A 17,620-nucleotide genomic window follows, 5' to 3' on the forward strand; every position below is an offset into this window, starting at 1 on the left:
ATGTCCCGCACCCTTATTCTGTCCGCCCTGTCCGCTGTGATGGTGGCATTGGGCGGGTATCTTTACCTGACCGCCTCGCAGTCAGTGAACCAGACCCTCAGCCAGCCGCTGATGGCCGCCAGCGCGCAAGAGGCCGGCAGCACCGACACTGCCCCCGCCGATGCCGGTGAAGAGGCTGCCGTTGAGGTGATCGAGATGGTGATGGGCGATGAGGGCGCGCCGATCACGGTGATCGAATACGCCTCTTTCACCTGCCCGCACTGCGCCCGCTTTCACGAAGAAGTCTACCATGACCTCGTGACGAACTATGTCGACACGGGTCATATCCGCTTCATCATGCGCGAGGTGTATTTCGACCGCTATGGCCTGTGGGCCGGTATGGTCGCCCGCTGTGGTGGCCCGCTGCGCTATTTCGGCATCTCCGAGATGATCATGGAAGAGCAGCGTGAATGGGTGCAGGGCGAACCGGCTGAGGTTGCCGCCAATCTGCGTCGTCTCGGTCTGCGCGCGGGCCTGACCAACGAAGCGCTCGACGCTTGCCTGACGAACAACGACATGGCGCAGGCCATGGTGACCCTGTCGCAGGAACAGGCGGAAGCCGATGAGGTTCAGGGCACCCCCAGCTTCGTGATCAATGGCGAGATGTATTCCAACATGAGCTACGCGGCCTTTTCCGAAGTGCTTGACGGGCTGCTGGCCGAAATCGAGGGATGAGCACGCCGCTTGAAGGGCTCAAGGTACTAGAGCTTGCACGTATCCTGGCCGGCCCTTGGGCCGGTCAGACTCTGTCGGATCTTGGGGCCGAAGTGACCAAGGTCGAAAGCCCCGCGGGCGATGATACCCGCCAGTGGGGGCCGCCCTTCATCGAGCGAGAGGGCGACAAGACAGCCGCCTATTTCCATTCCTGCAACCGGGGGAAGCGGACGGTGACCGCCGATTTTCGCACGTCCGAGGGTCAGGAACTGGTGCGCATGCTGGCCGCTGAATCCGACATCCTGATCGAAAACTTCAAGCTTGGCGGGCTGGAGAAATACGGGCTGGACTATGACAGCCTGTCGCAAATCAATCCCCGGCTGATCTACTGTTCCATCACCGGGTTCGGGCAGACCGGCCCCTATGCGCACCGCGCGGGCTATGACTACATCATTCAGGGTATGTCCGGGCTGATGTCGATCACCGGCGACCCGGATGGTCAGCCGCAGCGCGTCGGTGTGGCGGTGACCGATCTGTTCACCGGGCTTTATTCCGTCAACGGCATCCTTGCCGCGCTGTATCAGCGGGAACGGACCGGGAAGGGCCAGCATATCGACATGGCGCTGTTGGATTGCGCCGTGTCGATCACGGCCAACCAGGCGATGAACTATCTGGCCACCGGCACGCCGCCGGGGCGGACGGGAAACTACCACCCCAACCTGACGCCCTATCAGGTGTTCGATTGCGCGGATGGGTTCATCATCATCGCAACTGGCAATGATGCCCAGTATCGGCGGCTTTGCGGCATTCTGGGGCTGGAAGAGATGGCCGAGGCGCCGGACTTCCTGACCAATGCCGACCGCATCGCCAACCGTGAGACCATGATCGCCCGCCTGATGGACCGCACCCGCCAGCGCAGCAAGGCCGACCTGCTGGCTGCCTGCGAGGCCGAGGGCGTGCCTGCCGGGCCGATCAACGACATGGCCGAGGTCTTTGCCGACCCGCAGGTTCAGGCGCGGGGTATGCGGATTGATCCGGAAGGTGTGCCGGGTGTGCGGTCGCCGTTCCGGTTCTCGGATGCCGAACTGAAGCTGGATCGGGCTTCGCCCAAGCTCCGACCTTAGGACAATAGCCGATCCAACGCTTCGTCCAGTGGGTCGGGATTATCCAGCCGCAATCGGACCGGCACCGTCAGAACCTTGCGGCGGAACCGGTCGGGCAGTCGCACGGCATCCTTTTCGGTGGTCACCAGTTGCGCGCCCAGGTTGAACGCATCCTGTTCCAGCCGTGACAGCAAGGCATCGGTCAAGGGCTGGTGATCTGACAGCGGTTCAGCGCGCCGAACATCCGCCCCCATGGACCGAAGCGTGGCGAAAAACTTGCCCGGATGGCCGATCCCGGCGAAGGCCAGCACCGGCAACCCGTCGAAGGGCATGCCAGTGGGCAGCGGCTCCAGCCTGCCGGTGATGTGCGGCAAGCGGATGTCATTGGCCCAGTCCCGACTGAATCTTTCCTGCGCCTTTGCTGGCCCGATGGACAGAACCAGATCGGCGCGCGCAAGCCCCGCTGCGACCGGCTCTCGCAGGGGGCCGGCGGGGATGGTCTTGCCGTTGCCAAAGCCGCGCACGGCATCCACAACGATGATCGACAGATCCTTGTGCAGCGCCGGGTTCTGAAACCCGTCATCCATCAGGATCACCTGCGCCCCGGCCTGAACGGCGGCATCCGCCCCGGCCGCGCGATCCTTGGCGACCCAGACCGGCAGAAAGGCGGCCAGCAGTAGCGGTTCGTCACCTACGGCTTCGGCCTTGTCCGTGGCTTCATCGACCCGATGCGGGCCTTCGACCGTGCCACCGTAGCCTTGGCTGACCACATGGGCAGCAATGCCGCGCTGTGTCAGTCGCTCGGCCAGGGCAATCACGGTCGGGGTCTTGCCGGTGCCGCCCGCGTTCAAGTTGCCGACGCAGATCACCGGAACCCCGGCCCGATGCGGCGTGCCGTTGCGCAACCTTCGGGCCGTGGCACCTGCATAGATCGCGCCAAGCGGTGACAGCAGCAGGCTCAGCAGCCCCGGTTTGTCATGCCAGAACCGTGGCGCCTGCATCAGTCCGCCACGAGCCGCGGGGTGCGGTCCAGATGGTCGAACAGCATGTCGAGCGCCTTGTCGGTCACCTCTGCCCCGGCAGAGCAGACCTCCCAGGCCGCATGGGCCATCTCGGCAGCGCGATCGGGGTTCAGCAGGTCATTGACCGCAGACGCGAGTGAATCGGGCGAGGATACCAACCGCGAGGCCTTGGCCTCGGCCAGCCTTTGGAAGATGTCGACGAAGTTGCTGACATAGGGCCCGTGAAGAATGACCGAGCCAAGAGCGGCGGGTTCAAACGGGTTGTGCCCGCCAATCGGTTCCAGCGACCCGCCGACGAAGCTGATCGGTGCCAGGCGGTACCACAGGCCAAGTTCGCCGAGCGTATCGGCCAGATAGACGGCAATATCGGGGTCAGGCTGTTCTCCGGCGCTGCGGCGGGCGAAACTGAAACCCTGCGCTTCGATCAGCGCGGCGACGTCGTCGCCCCGATGCGGGTGACGCGGGACCAGCACCAGCAGCAGCCGGGGATTGACCTTGAGGGCCTGTTTGTGGGCGTCGAGGATCTTCTGTTCCTCGCCCTCATGGGTCGAGGCCGCCAGCCATGTGGGACGCCCGTTCAGATGCCGGGCCAGCTTGGCGCGCACGGTCTCGTCGCAGGGCAGGGCGGCGGCCCCTTCCTTCAGCGTTCCGGTAACATGCAGCCGGTCGCCCGGCAGGCCGAGATGGCGCAGGTAAGAGGCGGTCAGATCGTCCTGAACATGCGCCTCGTCGAACTGTTCCAGCAGGCGGCGCACCATGCCACGCAAAAACCGCCAACGGTCATGACTGGTCTTGGACATGCGCGCATTGATGATCACCATGGGGATCGACCGGGCCTTGGTTTCCACGATCAGCGCGGGCCACAGCTCGCTTTCCGTCCAGACGGCCAGGTCAGGGCGCCAGTGATCGAGGAACCGGCGGACATAGGGCAGGGCATCGACCGGGATGAACTGATGAAAGGCCGCAGACGGCAGGCGTGCAGCCATCACCTGCGCAGAGGTCACCGTGCCGGTGGTCACGAGGAAATGCAGATCGGGTCGTTCCTCGGACATGCGGCGGATCAGTTCCAGCAGCGACAGGGATTCGCCCACGCTGGCGGCATGAAACCAGATCAGGTCGCCCTCTGGCCGCTCCATCCCCGCAATGCCCCGGCGTTCATCGATGCGCTCAGGGTCTTCCTTTCCGGCGTCCAGCCGCGCGGACAGCTTCTTTTCGGCATAGCGCGTGGCGCGGGCCGAAAAGGCCATGTAGGCCGAAAGCGCAAGGGAAAACCGCATCAAAGGGGTGCTTTCAGCTGTCGAGTTCTTCGGTCGGGGACGCTTCACGCTCTTCGTCGCGCAGGCGGTGAATATGGGCGATGTAGTAGCGCATATGGGCATTGTCCACGGTGCGCTGCGCCGCGTCCTTCCACGCGTCATAGGCGCTGGCGTAATCGGGGTACATGCCGACGATGTCGATGGCGTCGACATCCTTGAAGGCGCTCTTGGTCGGGTCGATCAGCTCGCCGCCGAAGACGAGGTGCAGGCGTTGTGTCATGGGGGCCTCGGGGTTGGTGCCACAGCTTGGCGGCACCCTAGGCATTTGCGGGCAGGGGTCAAGCGGGCCAGCCGTCGCGCCGCAATCACGCGGAAATCCTGCCAGCGGGTAGAACTGAAAACGCGCCCCCGATACCCCGGAGGCGCGCAGATCTTGTCTTACGATGCGGGTCCGTTAGTGGAACTTGCGGATCTCGCCCGACTTCAGCCGCGACAGGTAGCTGTCCAGCTCGCGTTTGACGATCGGCATCAGCAGATACAGCGCGACGATGTTGACCACGGCCATGGCGAAGATCGCCGCATCCGAGAAGTCGATGACCGGGCCGAGGCTGGCCGCCGCGCCGATTACGACGAAGACGCAGAAGACCACCTTGAACACCAGCTCGGTCGTCTTGCCTTCGCCGAACAGGAAGGTCCAGGCCTTGAGGCCATAGTAGGACCAGCTGATCATGGTCGAGAAGGCAAACAGGATCACCGCGATGGCCAGCACATATTTGAACCAGCCAAAGGCCGAGGAGAAGGCTGCCGAAGTCAGCGCCACGCCAGAGTTGCCGTCAACGGTCTGGATCGCGCTGCCACCTTCGTTCAGCAGGTAAAGACCGGTTTCAGGGTCGGATACCAGTTGCCCGGTGATGATGATCACCAGCGCGGTCATGGTGCAGATCACGACGGTGTCGATGAAGGGTTCCAGCAGCGATACGAAGCCCTCGGTGATCGGCTCTTTCGTCCGAACGGCCGAGTGCGCGATTGCAGCGGAACCAACGCCCGCTTCGTTCGAGAACGCGGCCCGCTTGAAGCCCTGGATCAAAGCACCGACCATGCCGCCTGCAACGCCAAGCCCGGTGAAGGCCCCTTCGAAGATCTGACCGAAGGCCCAACCGATCATGTTGGCATTCATAAGCAGGATGACCAATGCGGTTACCACATACATCACGCCCATGATCGGAACGACCTTTTCTGTCACTTTCGCGATAGACTGAAGGCCACCCACGATCACCGCGAAGACAATTCCCGCGAAGAAAACGCCGGTGATCCAGCCGGGATAGTCACCCACCACGTTGGTGATCTGCGCATGGGCCTGGTTGGCCTGGAACATGTTGCCGCCGCCAAGCGCGCCGAGGATACAGAAGATCGAGAACAGGATCGCCATGGCCTTGCCGCCTGGGATGCCACGTTCCGCGAAGCCCTTGGTCATGTAGTACATGGGGCCACCCGAAACGGTGCCGTCCTCGTATTCATTCCGGTATTTCACACCGAGCGTGCATTCGGTGAATTTCGACGCCATACCCATGAGGCCTGCGAGGATCATCCAGAACGTCGCGCCCGGACCGCCGATGCCGATGGCAACGGCCACGCCTGCGATGTTGCCCAGGCCCACGGTGCCCGACAGGGCGGTGGCAAGCGCCTGGAAGTGGCTGACTTCGCCCGCGTCGTTGGGATCTGAGTAGTCGCCTTTCACAAGCGCGATGGAATGCGGGAAGGCACGGAACTGGATCAGGCCGAAGTAGACCGTGAAGACAGTTGCCGCGACGACCAGCCAGGCCACGATCCACGGGAAGGAGGTTCCGGGGAAGGGGCTGAAGATGAAGTTGACGAACCAGCCGGTAGAGTTCGCGAAGATCTCGTTTACCTGCTGGTCGATGGACTGGGCCATTGCGGGTGCGGATGCAGCCAGCGAGGCCGTCGCGGCAAATGCCGCGGCCTTGTAATGCATTTTCATGACGTGTCCTGACTAAGGATTATGGAACAATGGTCACTGCGACCGGCGCGGCCTGCGCCAGGCTGCCCGCAACTGATCCGAACAGGCGGGACGACAGGCTGGAATGCCCGGTCCGGCCAATGACGATCTGGTCAGCGCCCGCTTCCTTTGCGATGCTGATCAGCGTTTCGGCGATGTGGCCATAGCGAAGGGCGGTCGAGACCGAGACGCCGCTGGCTTTCACGCTTTCCACCACGGGGGCCAGGATCGCCTTTTCAGCGCGCTCCAGCTCTTCCCCGCGCCGTTTGTGGCGTTCTTCCAGTTCCGTCGGGGTCAGGAAGGAATAGGGGGACCATTCCAGGACATGGGCGATGAGAAGCTCACCCCCGTTTTTGCGGGCTGCTTCGACAGCGAAGGTCAGGGCCGCTCGGCCGCTTTCGCTCCCGTCGAACCCGACGACGATTTTATGGGACATTCATGCCTCCCTTGGGTTGTTTTTGCCTCCTCCGAGACAATTCAAGGATACCACCGGCAAGGAGAGAAAGATTCCCATATTTCTTGCATAAGAAGAAAATTTGCGAAAAATGGAGCAAAATATGCCTAAAGGGGGGAAAATTTCCGATGGATCACTTGGACGTGAAAATTCTTTCCGTCTTGCAGAAGGATGGGCAGATATCAATGGCCCGGCTTTCCGAACAGGTCGGCCTGTCCCTGTCCGCCTGCCACCGGCGCGTCAAGCTGCTGGAGGGCAGCGGCAAGATTGCGAATTACACGGCGCGGCTCAGCCGCAAGGCCGTGGGGCTTGAAATCCAGATCTTCATCGAGGTCAAGCTGGCGAGCCAGCGAAAGGAACACATCACGGCCTTCGAAAAGGCGATCCGGCACATGCCGGAGGTTCTGGAATGCCACATGATTTCGGGCGAGTTCGACTATCTGATCCGCCTCGCGGCGCGGAACACGGAAGCCTACGAAAAACTCTACCGTGACCGTTTGTCGGAAATTCCGTCAGTTACGCAGATGAAGACGCTGCTCAGCCTGTCCACGGTCAAGGAGTTTCAGGGCTATCACCTGGAATAGCGGTCAGGGCACCGGAAAGGGCGCGCCGAATTCCCCGCATAGCGGTGTTTCCACGAAATTCGTCAACGCAGCCCGCCCAGTGACCGACGCCAGGGCCAGCGCGAGCTTGGCATAGGCAGCCTCCAGCGTCATGTCGCGCCCGTCGATCACCCCGTGATCCAGCAGTACCGCCCCGGCAGCGTAGTGGCCAAGTGATGTGCCGCCCGCCAGTGTTTCACTGACGGCGACAACGGGGATGCCGCGGTCTGCGGCGCGGGCAAGCCCCTGTTCCAACAGCAGGTCGTCCGGCACGGTGCCGCTGCCGTAGCAGCGCAGGACCACGCCGTCACTGTGATCCATGGCAAAGCCCACCACCCGCATGTCGCAGCCAGGCGCAACCGGCACCACGGCAATTCGCGCAGATCCGAACCGGTGTTGGCGCAGCACCTCTCCCTCTCGGCGCGGGGGCCTGTCTGACAGCATGGCGGAAAATGCGTCGGGGGCGGAACTGTGGATCTTGCGCGCCCTTGGCCCGCGCAGCAGCTTGCCTGCGAACTGGATCCAGACGCCGGGCTCTGCCGTTTGCGTTGCCGCCAGTGCATCGCGCAGATTGGCCCACCCGTCGCTGTTGTCCCCACCCAACGGGATCATCGACCCGGTCAGGATCACCGGCTTGTGCAATCCCTCAAGCGCCATGGTCAGGGCCGAGGAGGTGAAGGCGAGCGTGTCGGTGCCATGGGTGATCAGGATCGCATCGCAGCTGTCCGCCCGCGCGACGATCTCGGCGGCCAGCCGGTTCCAGTCTGCGGGCGTGGCGTTGGCACTGTCGATCAGCGGTTCCAGCCTGACAATCTCAATATCCAGGTCATTCCCGCGCTCTGCCATCAACCGATCAACGGCGTGCTCGACGACCCCAAGCTCCGGCTTCAGGCCGCGCGCGGTCGGGACCATGCCGATGGTGCCGCCGGTGTGAAGCAGAAGGATACGATGACGCGGGATCATATCGGGACAGGCTCTCGCATAGGTTGCGGGGTGCTTGGTGCGCCGATCAAGGGGGCCGGTCAAGGGGGGGCGGGCCGCGAAATGAAAGAGATTGCTTTCAAACCGCTGAAAATCCGTGTATGGCCCGCCCATCTGAGACGTGATGCCTTTGACCCCGGGCGCATGAACAGGATTGGGGTCGGCGGCAATGGGGCCGCCACGCAAACGGGAGACCCGGCAGGGGCTGGGAGTGCTCCCATCGAGGATACGATACATGTTCAACGTTACGACGAAATCCATGCAGTGGGGCGAGGAAACGCTTACACTGGAAACGGGCAAGATTGCCCGCCAGGCAGATGGCTGTGTCATCGCCACGCTTGGGGAAACCTCGGTCATGGCCGCGGTGACCTTCGCCAAGCAACCCAAGCCGGGGCAGGACTTTTTCCCGCTGACCGTGCACTATCAGGAAAAATACTACGCCGCCGGTAAGGTTCCGGGTGGCTTCTTCAAACGCGAGGCGCGTCCGACCGAAAAGGAAACGCTGACCGCGCGCCTGATCGACCGTCCGATCCGCCCGCTCTTCGTGCCTGGCTTCAAGAACGAAGTTCTGGTCATGTGCACCGTGCTGAGCCACGATCTGGTCAACGATCCCGACATCGTCGCCATGATCGCCGCCTCTGCTGCGCTGACCATTTCCGGCGCGCCCTTCCGTGGCCCGATTGCTGGCGCACGCGTTGGTTTCGAAGATGGCGAATACGTTCTGAACCCGACGGTCGACGACATGCACGACCTGCGCAACAACCCCGATCAGCGTCTTGATCTGGTTGTGGCCGGCACCAAGAACGCCGTTATGATGGTGGAGTCCGAGGCTTATGAGCTGTCCGAGGCAGAGATGCTGGGCGCCGTGACCTTCGCGCATGAGCAAATCCAGCCGGTGATCGACCTGATCATCAGCCTGGCCGAAGATGCCGCAAAAGAGCCGTTCGACTTCCAGCCTGCCGATTACTCGGAGCTCTACGACGCCGTGAAGGCCGCTGGTGAGGACAAGATCCGCGCCGCTTACGCCATCACCGACAAGCAGGAACGCACCACCGCCGTTTCTGATGCCAAGGCCGCCATCATCGAGGCCTTGACCGAGGAACAGCGCGAGGATGAGAACCTCGGAACCGCGCTGAAAAAGCTGGAAGCCGCCGTTCTGCGCGGTGACGTGGTCAAGACCGGCAAGCGCATCGACGGCCGTTCACTGGATACCGTGCGCCCGATCGTGTCCGAGACCGGCCTTCTGCCCCGGACCCATGGCTCGGCCCTGTTCACCCGTGGCGAAACCCAGGGTCTGGTCGTGACCACCCTTGGCACCGGCGACGACGAACAGTTCATCGACGCGCTGCACGGCAACTTCAAATCGAACTTCCTGCTGCACTACAACTTCCCGCCCTACTCGGTCGGTGAAGCCGGTCGCGTGGGCCCTCCGGGCCGTCGTGAAATCGGTCACGGCAAACTGGCATGGCGCGCCCTTCAGGCCGTTCTGCCCGCTGCCACAGATTTCCCCTACACGATCCGCGTCGTGTCCGAGATCACGGAATCGAACGGCTCCTCCTCCATGGCGTCCGTTTGTGGCGGCTCGCTGTCGATGATGGATGCGGGCGTTCCGCTGAAAGCCCCGGTTGCCGGTGTGGCCATGGGCCTGATCCTGGAAGACGATGGCGAATACGCGGTTCTGACCGACATCCTGGGTGACGAGGATCACCTCGGCGACATGGACTTCAAGGTTGCGGGTACTGAAGCGGGCATCACCAGCCTGCAGATGGACATCAAGGTTGCGGGCATCACGCCCGAGATCATGTCCAAAGCGCTGGAACAGGCCAAGGCTGGCCGCCTGCACATCCTGGGTGAAATGGCCAAGGCCCTGACCGAAGCGGGCTCCTTCTCGATCCACGCCCCGCGTATCGAGACCATGCAGATCCCGACCGACAAAATCCGTGAAGTGATCGGTTCGGGCGGCAAGGTCATCCGCGAGATCGTGGAAGTCTCGGGCGCCAAGGTCGACATCAACGACGACGGCATCATCAAGATCGCCAGCCCCAATGGTGAAGCCATCCAGAAGGCCTATGACATGATCCATGCGATCGTGGCAGAGCCGGAAGAAGGCCACATCTACAAGGGCAAGGTCGTGAAGATTGTCGATTTCGGCGCCTTCGTGAACTTCTTCGGCAAGCGCGACGGTCTGGTGCATGTGTCCCAGATCGAGAACCGCCGCCTGAACCACCCCTCCGACGTTCTGAAAGAAGGTCAGGAAGTGTGGGTCAAGCTGCTCGGCTTCGACGACCGCGGCAAGGTCCGGCTGGCCATGAAGATGGTCAACCAGGAAACCGGCAAGGAAGAAGCGCCGGACGCTGGCGAGTAAGCCCAAGCATCAGATACATACCCATGACCCCGGAGATTTCTCCGGGGTCATTTTTTTGCCGAAGTTTTGGGAAAAACTGTGTAAAGATAAGGATAACGAGCAGACCTGCCCGCAAGAGCGCACACCGCCGGGGGCAGAGAGAAGAGGCAAGGGCATGAGTGGGCAGATCACGATTTGCATGACGATGGGGCTGCGCCCCGACTATCTGGAACAGACGATTGAAAGTCTTGGGCCCCAGATGCGGTTGCTGCCGATCGTGGCGATCAATGATTTCGGGGACGATCCCACGAACCGGACGTTCGACAGGCTCTGCCCCCATGGCCGGCGCATTGATCTAGGCGGTCGTGTCGGCCATCACGCCGCTGTGGACGCGATGTATGAGGCCGTGGACACCCCCTATATTTTCCATATCGAGGATGACTGGCATTTCGCCCGCACCGACTTCCTGCCCGAAGCCATTGCCTTGCTGGACTCCGACCCGACCATGACCTCTGTCTGCGTCAGGGAGCTGGATGACATGCCGATCGAGCCACAGCGCGCGGCCCGTGTGACATACGAAGAGATCGGTGGCGTGTCCTACGCGCTCATGACGCGCGTGCACATGCGCTGGTACGGGTTCACCTTCAACCCGCATGTGATCCGCAGCAGCACCTGGCAGGATCTTGGCGGCTACAGCCGGTTCGGCAAGGAAAAGGACATCTCGCGCCATATGCGCGCGGCAGGGCGGCATGTGGGCTATCTGGAGGATGGCGGCTGCCGCCATATCGGGGCCGAGCATTCCATCGCCCGCAAGTCCAACCCGATGATGGCGGCACGGGCCTGACGGAAAAACCCCGGCAAGCAATGCCTGCCGGGGCTGAAATCTATACCTAGGTACTGAAATATCGTCTGGCAGACTTCAGCCGACAAGCCCGCCATCGTTGCGCCAGACCGCCACGACGGACGAGCGGGCCAGCTGGCCTTCGCCATCGGGGAACGGGGCAGAGGGGTGCTGGATGCCCACGAACATGGTGCGCCGGTCCGACGACCAGGTCAGGCCGGTCACTTCCGAACCGTTGGGGCCGGTCAGGAAGCGCACGATCTCGCCTGTCTCGGGATCGCCGCAGAGCATCTGGTTGTTGCCCATGCCCGCGAAATCACCCTCGTTGCTGTCATCGCCGTCGGTCTGGATCCACAGCAGCCCGGCGCTGTCGAACATCATCCCGTCGGGCGAATTGAACAGGTTGCCCGCGTTGACGTTTTCAGATCCGGCATAGGCATCCTCATGCACCTCGGGATTGCCCGCCATGACGTAGAGATCCCAGTCGAAGCTGTCAGACGCGTGGTCGTCATTCGCGGGGCGCCAGCGCACGATCTGGCCATAACGGTTGCCTTCGCGCGGGTTGACCGCATTCAGCGCCATCACGTCACCGCCTGCATTGGCGCGCATGGTGCCATCGTCGTTCAGCAGCGCGCGGCGGCTGTTATTGGTCAGCGCGCAATAGGCCTCGACCGCGATCGGGTTCACTGCGACCCATTCGGGGTGGTCCATTGTGGTGGCACCAACGGCGGAGGCGGCCATACGGGTGTGCACCAGGATTTCGACCTCGGACATGCCGGTGGCTTCAGGGGTCAGGGCAACCCACTCACCGCTGCCATCCTCGTTGAAGCGGGCCACGTAGAGCTGGCCGTCATCGAGCAGGCCATCAGTCTCGCCGCCGGGCTGATAGACGCCGTTGGACAGGTATTTGTACAGGAACTCGCCGCGTTCATCGTCGCCCATATAGACGGCGACACGGCCATCGGGGGCAATCGCGCAGGCGGCGTTTTCATGCTTGAAGCGGCCAAGCGCGGTGCGCTTCACCGGGGTGCTGTCGGGGGCCGATGGGTCGATCTCGACGACATAACCGAAACGGTTGGGTTCGTTTGGCTCGTTTGAAATATCGAAGCGCGCATCGTGATGTTCGTAGTTGTAGCGGCTTTCGAGGTTGATGCCGTAACGGCGGAAGGCGGCGGGGCGGTCGAAATCCGGATCGGTCGAGCCGAAATAGCCGTTAAAGTTCTCTTCACAGGTCAGGTATGTGCCCCAGGGCGTCCGGCCGGACCCGCAATTGTTGAGCGTGCCCAGAACCATCGTGCCAGTAGGATCGGCCGAGGTCTGCAGAATCGCATCGCCCGCGGCGGGGCCGGAGAGGCGCATTTCGGTGTTGTGGTGGATACGGCGGTTGAACGGGCTGTCGACAACGATCTGCCAGCCGTTCTCGCCCCGGGCCACTTCCATGACCGTGACACCCTGCATGTTCTGCAGCGTCAGAACGGCCTCGGCGGTTTCGATCTCGCCGCCCGTGGCGGGCAGGTTCACGCCCGGGTTCACGTATTCGTGGTTCACGGCAATCAGTTCGTGACCGTCTACATTGAACAGTTCCATCCCGTCGGTGTTTTCCCCGAACACCCGGTCGGATGCTTCGACCGTCACGCCTGTCGCGGGGTCGAGCGCGGCGGGCGCGTCGGAAAACAGGGGGTCACCCCAACGGGCCAGCGGTGACCAGGAATAGCCCTCGGGCACGTGCACGGTGAAATCGGTCTGCGCGGCAATCGGGGTGAAGGCAAAGCGCGTCGCGCCATGACCCATGGCCAGAGCCGCGGTGGAATTCAGCAGGCCCGCGCCCATGGCAGTAGCGCCCGATCCGAAGGCCACAAGGCCAGACAGGAAACCGCGGCGCGACAAGGCCGCTTCGACGACACGGTCGAAATCAGTTTCCTCGGGGCGGGGGTCGTGGTGTTCATCCCATTCGTCCCAGGACAGGTGGCTGAGATCGGACTCTTTCATGGCGGCCTCTTGCGCGATGGTTGCAACTGGCGTGGTGCCTATCGTGGGCCTGTCAAAGCTGTGTGACAGGTTTGAATCACCGATGTGAAACCTGCGCGGGGGGTGGAATTACAGAAACGTTATCAAACAAAGACTTGCCCGGTTCATAAAGGATCGGCCAAACTCTGCCGAGTTCAGAAATTTTACCGAAGGGGAGGGATGCTGCCGATGCTGACCCGCCGCCATTTCATTTCGACCGGGGCTGCGCTGGCCCTGACACCGACCATCGCGGGCGCTACCGAAGGCTGGCAACTGTCCAGCCGATACGAGCCTCAAATGGTTGACATCAACCCCGGCTTCCGCCCCGGCACGATCCATGTCGATATGGGCGCACATTTCCTATATCTGGTGCATGAGAACGACACGGCGCTAAGATTTGGCGTTGCCGTGGGGCGCGAAGGCCGTCAGGCATCCGGTTCTTTCCGGGTTGGCCGCAAGGCGGAATGGCCAAGCTGGACACCCACTCCAAGCATGATCGCACGCGAGCCGGAGGTCTACTCGCAGTTCGCCGGTGGCATGGAGGGCGGGCCTGATAACCCGCTCGGGGCTCGGGCGCTGTACCTCTACACCGGCTACGGCGATTCGCTTTTGCGTATCCACGGAACGCCTCAGCCGTGGTCTATCGGCATGTCGGCATCCTCTGGCTGCATCCGGATGGTGAATGATCATGTGATCCAACTGTACGACATGGTGGATGTGGGAACGCCGGTCCGGTTGCACCCCGTCTAACGTGGGAACGGAACGCAAAAGGCCCCTGGAACCGTCCCAGGGGCCTTTTCTCTACTGCTCTTTACTGCGACCGGAGGCAGATCAGGCAGAGAGCTTCGCCATACGCAGATAGGGCAGCTTCTTGTCGATCGAGCCATACTTGGCGATGGCGTCTTCGTCGCTGACGGTCAGCGGCACGACCACATCACCACCGGGGGTCCAGTTGGCCGGGGTTGCCACGGTTTCGCGGGCGGCGGTTTGCAGGGCGTCGAGCGCGCGTAGAACTTCGGCGAAGTTACGGCCCACGTTCATCGGGTAGGTCATCGACAGTTTCAGTTGCTTGTCCGGCCCGATGATGAAGACGGTGCGCACGGTCTGGCTGTCGGCGGGTGTCGGGTTGTCGGACAGGTAATAGTCGGCCTGAAGCATGTCGAAAGCCTTGGAAACCTGCAGATCCTTGTCCGCGACGATCGGGAAGCCTGCCTTGGCGCCGCCCACGGATTCAATATCGCCCTTCCACTTTACGTGCTCTTCCACGCTGTCCACGGAGATCCCCAGTACCTTAGTGCCGCGTTTTTCCCATTCATCGGCCAGTTGGGCGACGGCCCCGAATTCGGTGGTGCAGACCGGAGTGAAGTCCTTGGGATGGCTGAACAGGATCGCCCAGTTGTCTCCGATCCAGTCATGCAGGGCAAAGCTGCCCTGATCTGTTTCCACGGTGAGGTTGGGGATAGTGTCGTTGATGCGCAGGGCCATACTCTGACTCCTCGTTATTTGGTTGCTATCGTTAACTATAATATGGGCATTCCGAGGGGGACTTACACCGGCAAAACTTAGAATCCTTTTAAAAAGGGACAGACATTCCGCCGCACTGCGGCAGGATGCGACAGGCGTTCCTGCAACTCCGTCGCGTCACGAATGCGGGGTCTTGTTCTTCCCGTCCCGGGGTGACAGGCTCCGCGCCGAACAAGGGAGAGATAGCATGCCCAAGAGCACTGATTTCTACATCAACGGTCAGTGGGTGGCCCCGAGCCAGCCCAATGATTTCGACGTCATCAACCCCTCAACCGAGGAGGTCTGCGCAACGATTTCCCTCGGCGGTCAGGCCGATCTGGACGCCGCCGTTGCAGCAGCCCGCACTGCGTTTGAAACCTATGCCTATACGTCCAAGCAGGACCGGCTGGACCTGATCCGCAAGGTGCTGGAGGTCTACAAGGCCCGTGGCGAGGACATGGCGCAGGCGATCTCGACCGAGATGGGCGCACCGATTGACATGGCGCGATCCTCTCAGGTCGGCGCGGGCACTTGGCACATCTCGAATTTCATCAGGGCGCTGGAGGATTTCGAGTTCGAACGCCCCCTGGGCGATCATGCGCCGAATGACCGGATCATCTATGAGGGCGTTGGCGTGGTCGGCATGATCACGCCCTGGAACTGGCCGATGAATCAGGTCACGCTGAAGGTCATCCCGGCGCTGGCCACCGGCTGCACGATGATCCTGAAGCCGTCCGAGATCGCTCCGCTGTCGTCGCTGGTCTGGGCAGAGATTCTGGATGAGGCGGGCGTGCCCGCAGGTGTTTTCAACATGATCAACGGCGATGGCGCGGGCGTGGGCTCCGCAATGACCGCGCATCCGGGCATCGACGCGATCAGCTTCACCGGGTCCACCCGCGCGGGAATCGCGATTTCGAAGAATGCCGCCGATACGCTCAAGCCCGTGCATCTGGAACTTGGCGGCAAGGGTGCGAACATCATCTTTGCCGACGCGGATGAGAAAGCGGTCAAGCGCGGAGCGATCCACTGCTTCAACAACTCCGGCCAGTCCTGCAACGCCCCCACTCGGATGCTGGTACAGCGCGACATCTACGATCAGGCGGTTGAGATTGCCGCCGCGACGGCAGAGGCCACCACCGTCGGCTTGGCCAGCGAGTCCGGCCGCCATATCGGCCCGGTGGTCAGCCAGATGCAGTTCGACAAGATCCAGGGGTTGATTGCCAAGGGCATCGAAGAAGGCGCGCGTCTCGTGGCAGGTGGCCTAGGCCGCCCCGAGGGATTCAACAAGGGCTATTTCGTGCGACCGACGGTCTTTGCTGACGTGAATAACGACATGACCATCGCGCGCGAGGAAATCTTCGGGCCGGTTCTGTCGATCATCCCGTTCGAGGATGAGGCGGAAGCGTTGGCGATTGCCAATGACACGGAATATGGCCTGACGAACTACGTCCAGACGCAAGACGGGGCCAAGCGCAACCGTCTGGCGCGGAAGCTGCGGTCCGGCATGGTCGAAATGAACGGCCAGGGTCGCGGCGCGGGCAGCCCCTTCGGCGGCATGAAGAAATCCGGAAACGGGCGCGAAGGCGGTGTCTTCGGGCTGGAGGATTTCTGCGAGGTCAAGGCGGTGTCGGGCTGGTCGCCTGAAGATGCCTGATCGGTGAACATGGACAAACCTTTGCATCCGGGGGTATCACCCCCCCGGATGTTGTCTTTTTGGGGTCTCCCGATATGCCAGAGCTGCCCCTGACCTTCGTGCCGGACACGGTGCTGAAGCGCGATGTGTTCTCGGAAACCATCGCCGGGCATCTGGCTGAAGATCCGTCCCGCAAAGTAGCCCTGCGCAAGCTCGATGGCGTGCCGATCTGGGCGCGGCCCGTGGCATGGTATCTTGCGCGCAAGGAAATACGGGGGCTTAGGGCGGTGCAGGGTATCGAGGGCACACCGGAGCTGTTGCGCGTGGACAAGGTCGGGCTGCTGCGCAGTTGGTCGGAGGGGACACCGCTGCAACTGGCCCGCCCGGTTGATCGCGAATTCTATCGCGACGCCAAGCGCCTGCTTCGCCAGATGCGGCGGCACGGGGTGACACATAACGATATCGCCAAGCCCCAGAACTGGCTGCGCACGCCCGAAGGCCGCGCGGCGGTGATTGATTTTCAACTGGCCAGCGTCCACCGGCGGCGCGGGGTGATGTTTCGCACCATGGCAAGAGAGGATCTGCGGCATCTTCTGAAACAGAAACGCGCCTTCGCGCCGGATCTTCTGACCGCGTCCGAAAAGCGCCTGCTGGCCCGCAAGTCACTGCCGTCGCGCATCTGGATGGCGACCGCCAAGCCTGTCTACAACTTCATTACCCGGCGACTGATGAACTGGTCCGACGGAGAAGGCACAGAAGACCGGATCGCCCGCGACGGCCCCGTGATCCGCGATCTGGTGGCCCGGCATGATGCCCTGCGCGATGTGGCCTTGTGCACCTATGCCCTGCCCGCGCGTGGGGTTGGGGTTTATGTCTTTGCGGAAACAGACATGGATGCCGCTGCCCTACGCGCCCTCATCCCGGAGGCGCGGGCCGAACTGGTTCAGCCCGTGGCCCACTTGCCCCGTCGGCAGGACGGAAGCGTGCGAAGCGATGTTCTGCAACTGATCGCCACCAACCGGCTGGACGATCTGGAAGAGGTCTTGCGAAGAGAGCCGGACTTGGAGCCGTTTCTCTGCCCGATCGTGGCTACGCGCCTGAACTTCACCGACAGGGTGCTGCGCGGGTAGAGGGCGCTGGAACGATCTTGAAAGATCGTTGAAA

Annotated in this window: 16 protein-coding genes; 8 read left to right on the plus strand and 8 right to left on the minus strand. The window is 62.3% G+C overall.

The features are described 5' to 3' along the window. Both ACOOEX_RS00435 and ACOOEX_RS00440 read left to right on the plus strand, forming a co-directional pair. Positions 1–714, plus strand: a complete 714-nt coding sequence (locus tag ACOOEX_RS00435; RefSeq protein WP_420396633.1) for a DsbA family protein — start codon at positions 1–3, stop codon at positions 712–714. Next, complete coding sequence (locus ACOOEX_RS00440; RefSeq protein WP_420396634.1) at positions 711–1,817, plus strand: CaiB/BaiF CoA transferase family protein; 1,107 nt, start codon at positions 711–713, stop codon at positions 1,815–1,817. Before ACOOEX_RS00435 ends, ACOOEX_RS00440 begins: the two co-directional genes overlap by 4 nt. Here ACOOEX_RS00440 and lpxK read toward each other — a convergent pair. The 5 genes from lpxK to ACOOEX_RS00465 form a co-directional block, all read right to left on the minus strand. Continuing rightward, positions 1,814–2,797, minus strand: coding sequence for a tetraacyldisaccharide 4'-kinase (lpxK, locus tag ACOOEX_RS00445; protein WP_420396635.1), 984 nt, complete (start codon positions 2,795–2,797; stop codon positions 1,814–1,816). The two genes, ACOOEX_RS00440 and lpxK, sit on opposite strands and share 4 nt — an antisense overlap. Continuing rightward, positions 2,797–4,095, minus strand: coding sequence for a 3-deoxy-D-manno-octulosonic acid transferase (locus ACOOEX_RS00450; RefSeq protein ID WP_420396636.1), 1,299 nt, complete (start codon positions 4,093–4,095; stop codon positions 2,797–2,799). The genes lpxK and ACOOEX_RS00450 overlap by 1 nt, the downstream gene beginning before the upstream one ends. 13 nt (positions 4,096–4,108) lie before the next feature. After that, positions 4,109–4,354 carry a DUF4170 domain-containing protein gene (locus tag ACOOEX_RS00455; protein WP_420396637.1) on the minus strand — a complete coding sequence of 82 codons (246 nt, stop codon included), beginning with the start codon at positions 4,352–4,354 and terminating at the stop codon, positions 4,109–4,111. Positions 4,355–4,528: 174 nt separating this feature from the next. Continuing rightward, complete coding sequence (locus ACOOEX_RS00460) at positions 4,529–6,073, minus strand: alanine/glycine:cation symporter family protein (protein WP_420396638.1); 1,545 nt, start codon at positions 6,071–6,073, stop codon at positions 4,529–4,531. 19 nt (positions 6,074–6,092) lie between these two features. After that, complete coding sequence (locus ACOOEX_RS00465; RefSeq protein WP_420396639.1) at positions 6,093–6,527, minus strand: universal stress protein; 435 nt, start codon at positions 6,525–6,527, stop codon at positions 6,093–6,095. 203 nt (positions 6,528–6,730) lie between these two features. Between ACOOEX_RS00465 and ACOOEX_RS00470 the strand changes: the two genes are divergently transcribed. After that, positions 6,731–7,129, plus strand: a complete 399-nt coding sequence (locus ACOOEX_RS00470) for an Lrp/AsnC family transcriptional regulator (protein WP_420396640.1) — start codon at positions 6,731–6,733, stop codon at positions 7,127–7,129. Positions 7,130–7,132: 3 nt separating this feature from the next. On the opposite strand, the gene ACOOEX_RS00475 is transcribed toward ACOOEX_RS00470, so the two are convergent. Continuing rightward, entirely contained in the window at positions 7,133–8,110 is a 978-nt protein-coding gene (locus ACOOEX_RS00475) for an asparaginase (RefSeq protein WP_420396641.1), read from the minus strand. 253 nt (positions 8,111–8,363) lie between these two features. Between ACOOEX_RS00475 and pnp the strand changes: the two genes are divergently transcribed. Continuing rightward, positions 8,364–10,493 carry a polyribonucleotide nucleotidyltransferase gene (gene pnp, locus ACOOEX_RS00480; protein WP_420396642.1) on the plus strand — a complete coding sequence of 710 codons (2,130 nt, stop codon included), beginning with the start codon at positions 8,364–8,366 and terminating at the stop codon, positions 10,491–10,493. A 154-nt stretch (positions 10,494–10,647) separates the two neighbouring features. Beyond that, entirely contained in the window at positions 10,648–11,316 is a 669-nt protein-coding gene (locus tag ACOOEX_RS00485) for a glycosyltransferase (RefSeq protein ID WP_420396643.1), read from the plus strand. Between the two features lie 75 nt (positions 11,317–11,391). Here ACOOEX_RS00485 and ACOOEX_RS00490 read toward each other — a convergent pair whose 3' ends face one another. Beyond that, positions 11,392–13,302: a PhoX family protein gene (locus ACOOEX_RS00490; RefSeq protein ID WP_420396644.1), complete on the minus strand. Its 1,911-nt coding sequence runs from the start codon at positions 13,300–13,302 to the stop codon at positions 11,392–11,394. 207 nt (positions 13,303–13,509) lie between these two features. Here ACOOEX_RS00490 and ACOOEX_RS00495 point away from each other — a divergent pair, with 207 nt between their 5' ends. Further along, positions 13,510–14,070 (plus strand): L,D-transpeptidase, encoded by a 561-nt coding sequence (locus tag ACOOEX_RS00495; RefSeq protein ID WP_420396645.1) that lies wholly within the window; start codon positions 13,510–13,512, stop codon positions 14,068–14,070. Positions 14,071–14,151: 81 nt separating this feature from the next. On the opposite strand, the gene ACOOEX_RS00500 is transcribed toward ACOOEX_RS00495, so the two are convergent. After that, on the minus strand, positions 14,152–14,805 hold the full coding sequence (locus ACOOEX_RS00500) for a peroxiredoxin (RefSeq protein WP_420396646.1): 654 nt from the start codon (positions 14,803–14,805) through the stop codon (positions 14,152–14,154). Positions 14,806–15,031: 226 nt separating this feature from the next. Here ACOOEX_RS00500 and ACOOEX_RS00505 point away from each other — a divergent pair, with 226 nt between their 5' ends. Both ACOOEX_RS00505 and ACOOEX_RS00510 read left to right on the plus strand, forming a co-directional pair. Then, positions 15,032–16,477: an aldehyde dehydrogenase family protein gene (locus ACOOEX_RS00505; RefSeq protein WP_420396647.1), complete on the plus strand. Its 1,446-nt coding sequence runs from the start codon at positions 15,032–15,034 to the stop codon at positions 16,475–16,477. Positions 16,478–16,551: 74 nt separating this feature from the next. Beyond that, positions 16,552–17,586 (plus strand): serine/threonine protein kinase, encoded by a 1,035-nt coding sequence (locus ACOOEX_RS00510; protein ID WP_420396648.1) that lies wholly within the window; start codon positions 16,552–16,554, stop codon positions 17,584–17,586. Positions 17,587–17,620 lie beyond the last annotated feature (34 nt).

The sequence above is a fragment of the Nioella sp. genome, assembly GCF_965215655.1.
In the GTDB taxonomy this organism is placed as follows: Bacteria; Pseudomonadota; Alphaproteobacteria; order Rhodobacterales; family Rhodobacteraceae; genus Nioella.

What these genes read in the sequence shown, in the direction of transcription:
- ACOOEX_RS00435 (WP_420396633.1), top strand. Translation starts at nt 1, where the DNA reads ATGTCCCGCACCCTTATTCTGTCCGCCCTGTCCGCTGTGATGGTGGCA.
- ACOOEX_RS00440 (WP_420396634.1), top strand. Translation starts at nt 711, where the DNA reads ATGAGCACGCCGCTTGAAGGGCTCAAGGTACTAGAGCTTGCACGTATC.
- lpxK (WP_420396635.1), bottom strand. Translation starts at nt 2,797, where the DNA reads ATGCAGGCGCCACGGTTCTGGCATGACAAACCGGGGCTGCTGAGCCTG.
- ACOOEX_RS00450 (WP_420396636.1), bottom strand. Translation starts at nt 4,095, where the DNA reads ATGCGGTTTTCCCTTGCGCTTTCGGCCTACATGGCCTTTTCGGCCCGC.
- ACOOEX_RS00455 (WP_420396637.1), bottom strand. Translation starts at nt 4,354, where the DNA reads ATGACACAACGCCTGCACCTCGTCTTCGGCGGCGAGCTGATCGACCCG.
- ACOOEX_RS00460 (WP_420396638.1), bottom strand. Translation starts at nt 6,073, where the DNA reads ATGAAAATGCATTACAAGGCCGCGGCATTTGCCGCGACGGCCTCGCTG.
- ACOOEX_RS00465 (WP_420396639.1), bottom strand. Translation starts at nt 6,527, where the DNA reads ATGTCCCATAAAATCGTCGTCGGGTTCGACGGGAGCGAAAGCGGCCGA.
- ACOOEX_RS00470 (WP_420396640.1), top strand. Translation starts at nt 6,731, where the DNA reads ATGGCCCGGCTTTCCGAACAGGTCGGCCTGTCCCTGTCCGCCTGCCAC.
- ACOOEX_RS00475 (WP_420396641.1), bottom strand. Translation starts at nt 8,110, where the DNA reads ATGATCCCGCGTCATCGTATCCTTCTGCTTCACACCGGCGGCACCATC.
- pnp (WP_420396642.1), top strand. Translation starts at nt 8,364, where the DNA reads ATGTTCAACGTTACGACGAAATCCATGCAGTGGGGCGAGGAAACGCTT.
- ACOOEX_RS00485 (WP_420396643.1), top strand. Translation starts at nt 10,648, where the DNA reads ATGAGTGGGCAGATCACGATTTGCATGACGATGGGGCTGCGCCCCGAC.
- ACOOEX_RS00490 (WP_420396644.1), bottom strand. Translation starts at nt 13,302, where the DNA reads ATGAAAGAGTCCGATCTCAGCCACCTGTCCTGGGACGAATGGGATGAA.
- ACOOEX_RS00495 (WP_420396645.1), top strand. Translation starts at nt 13,510, where the DNA reads ATGCTGACCCGCCGCCATTTCATTTCGACCGGGGCTGCGCTGGCCCTG.
- ACOOEX_RS00500 (WP_420396646.1), bottom strand. Translation starts at nt 14,805, where the DNA reads ATGGCCCTGCGCATCAACGACACTATCCCCAACCTCACCGTGGAAACA.
- ACOOEX_RS00505 (WP_420396647.1), top strand. Translation starts at nt 15,032, where the DNA reads ATGCCCAAGAGCACTGATTTCTACATCAACGGTCAGTGGGTGGCCCCG.
- ACOOEX_RS00510 (WP_420396648.1), top strand. Translation starts at nt 16,552, where the DNA reads ATGCCAGAGCTGCCCCTGACCTTCGTGCCGGACACGGTGCTGAAGCGC.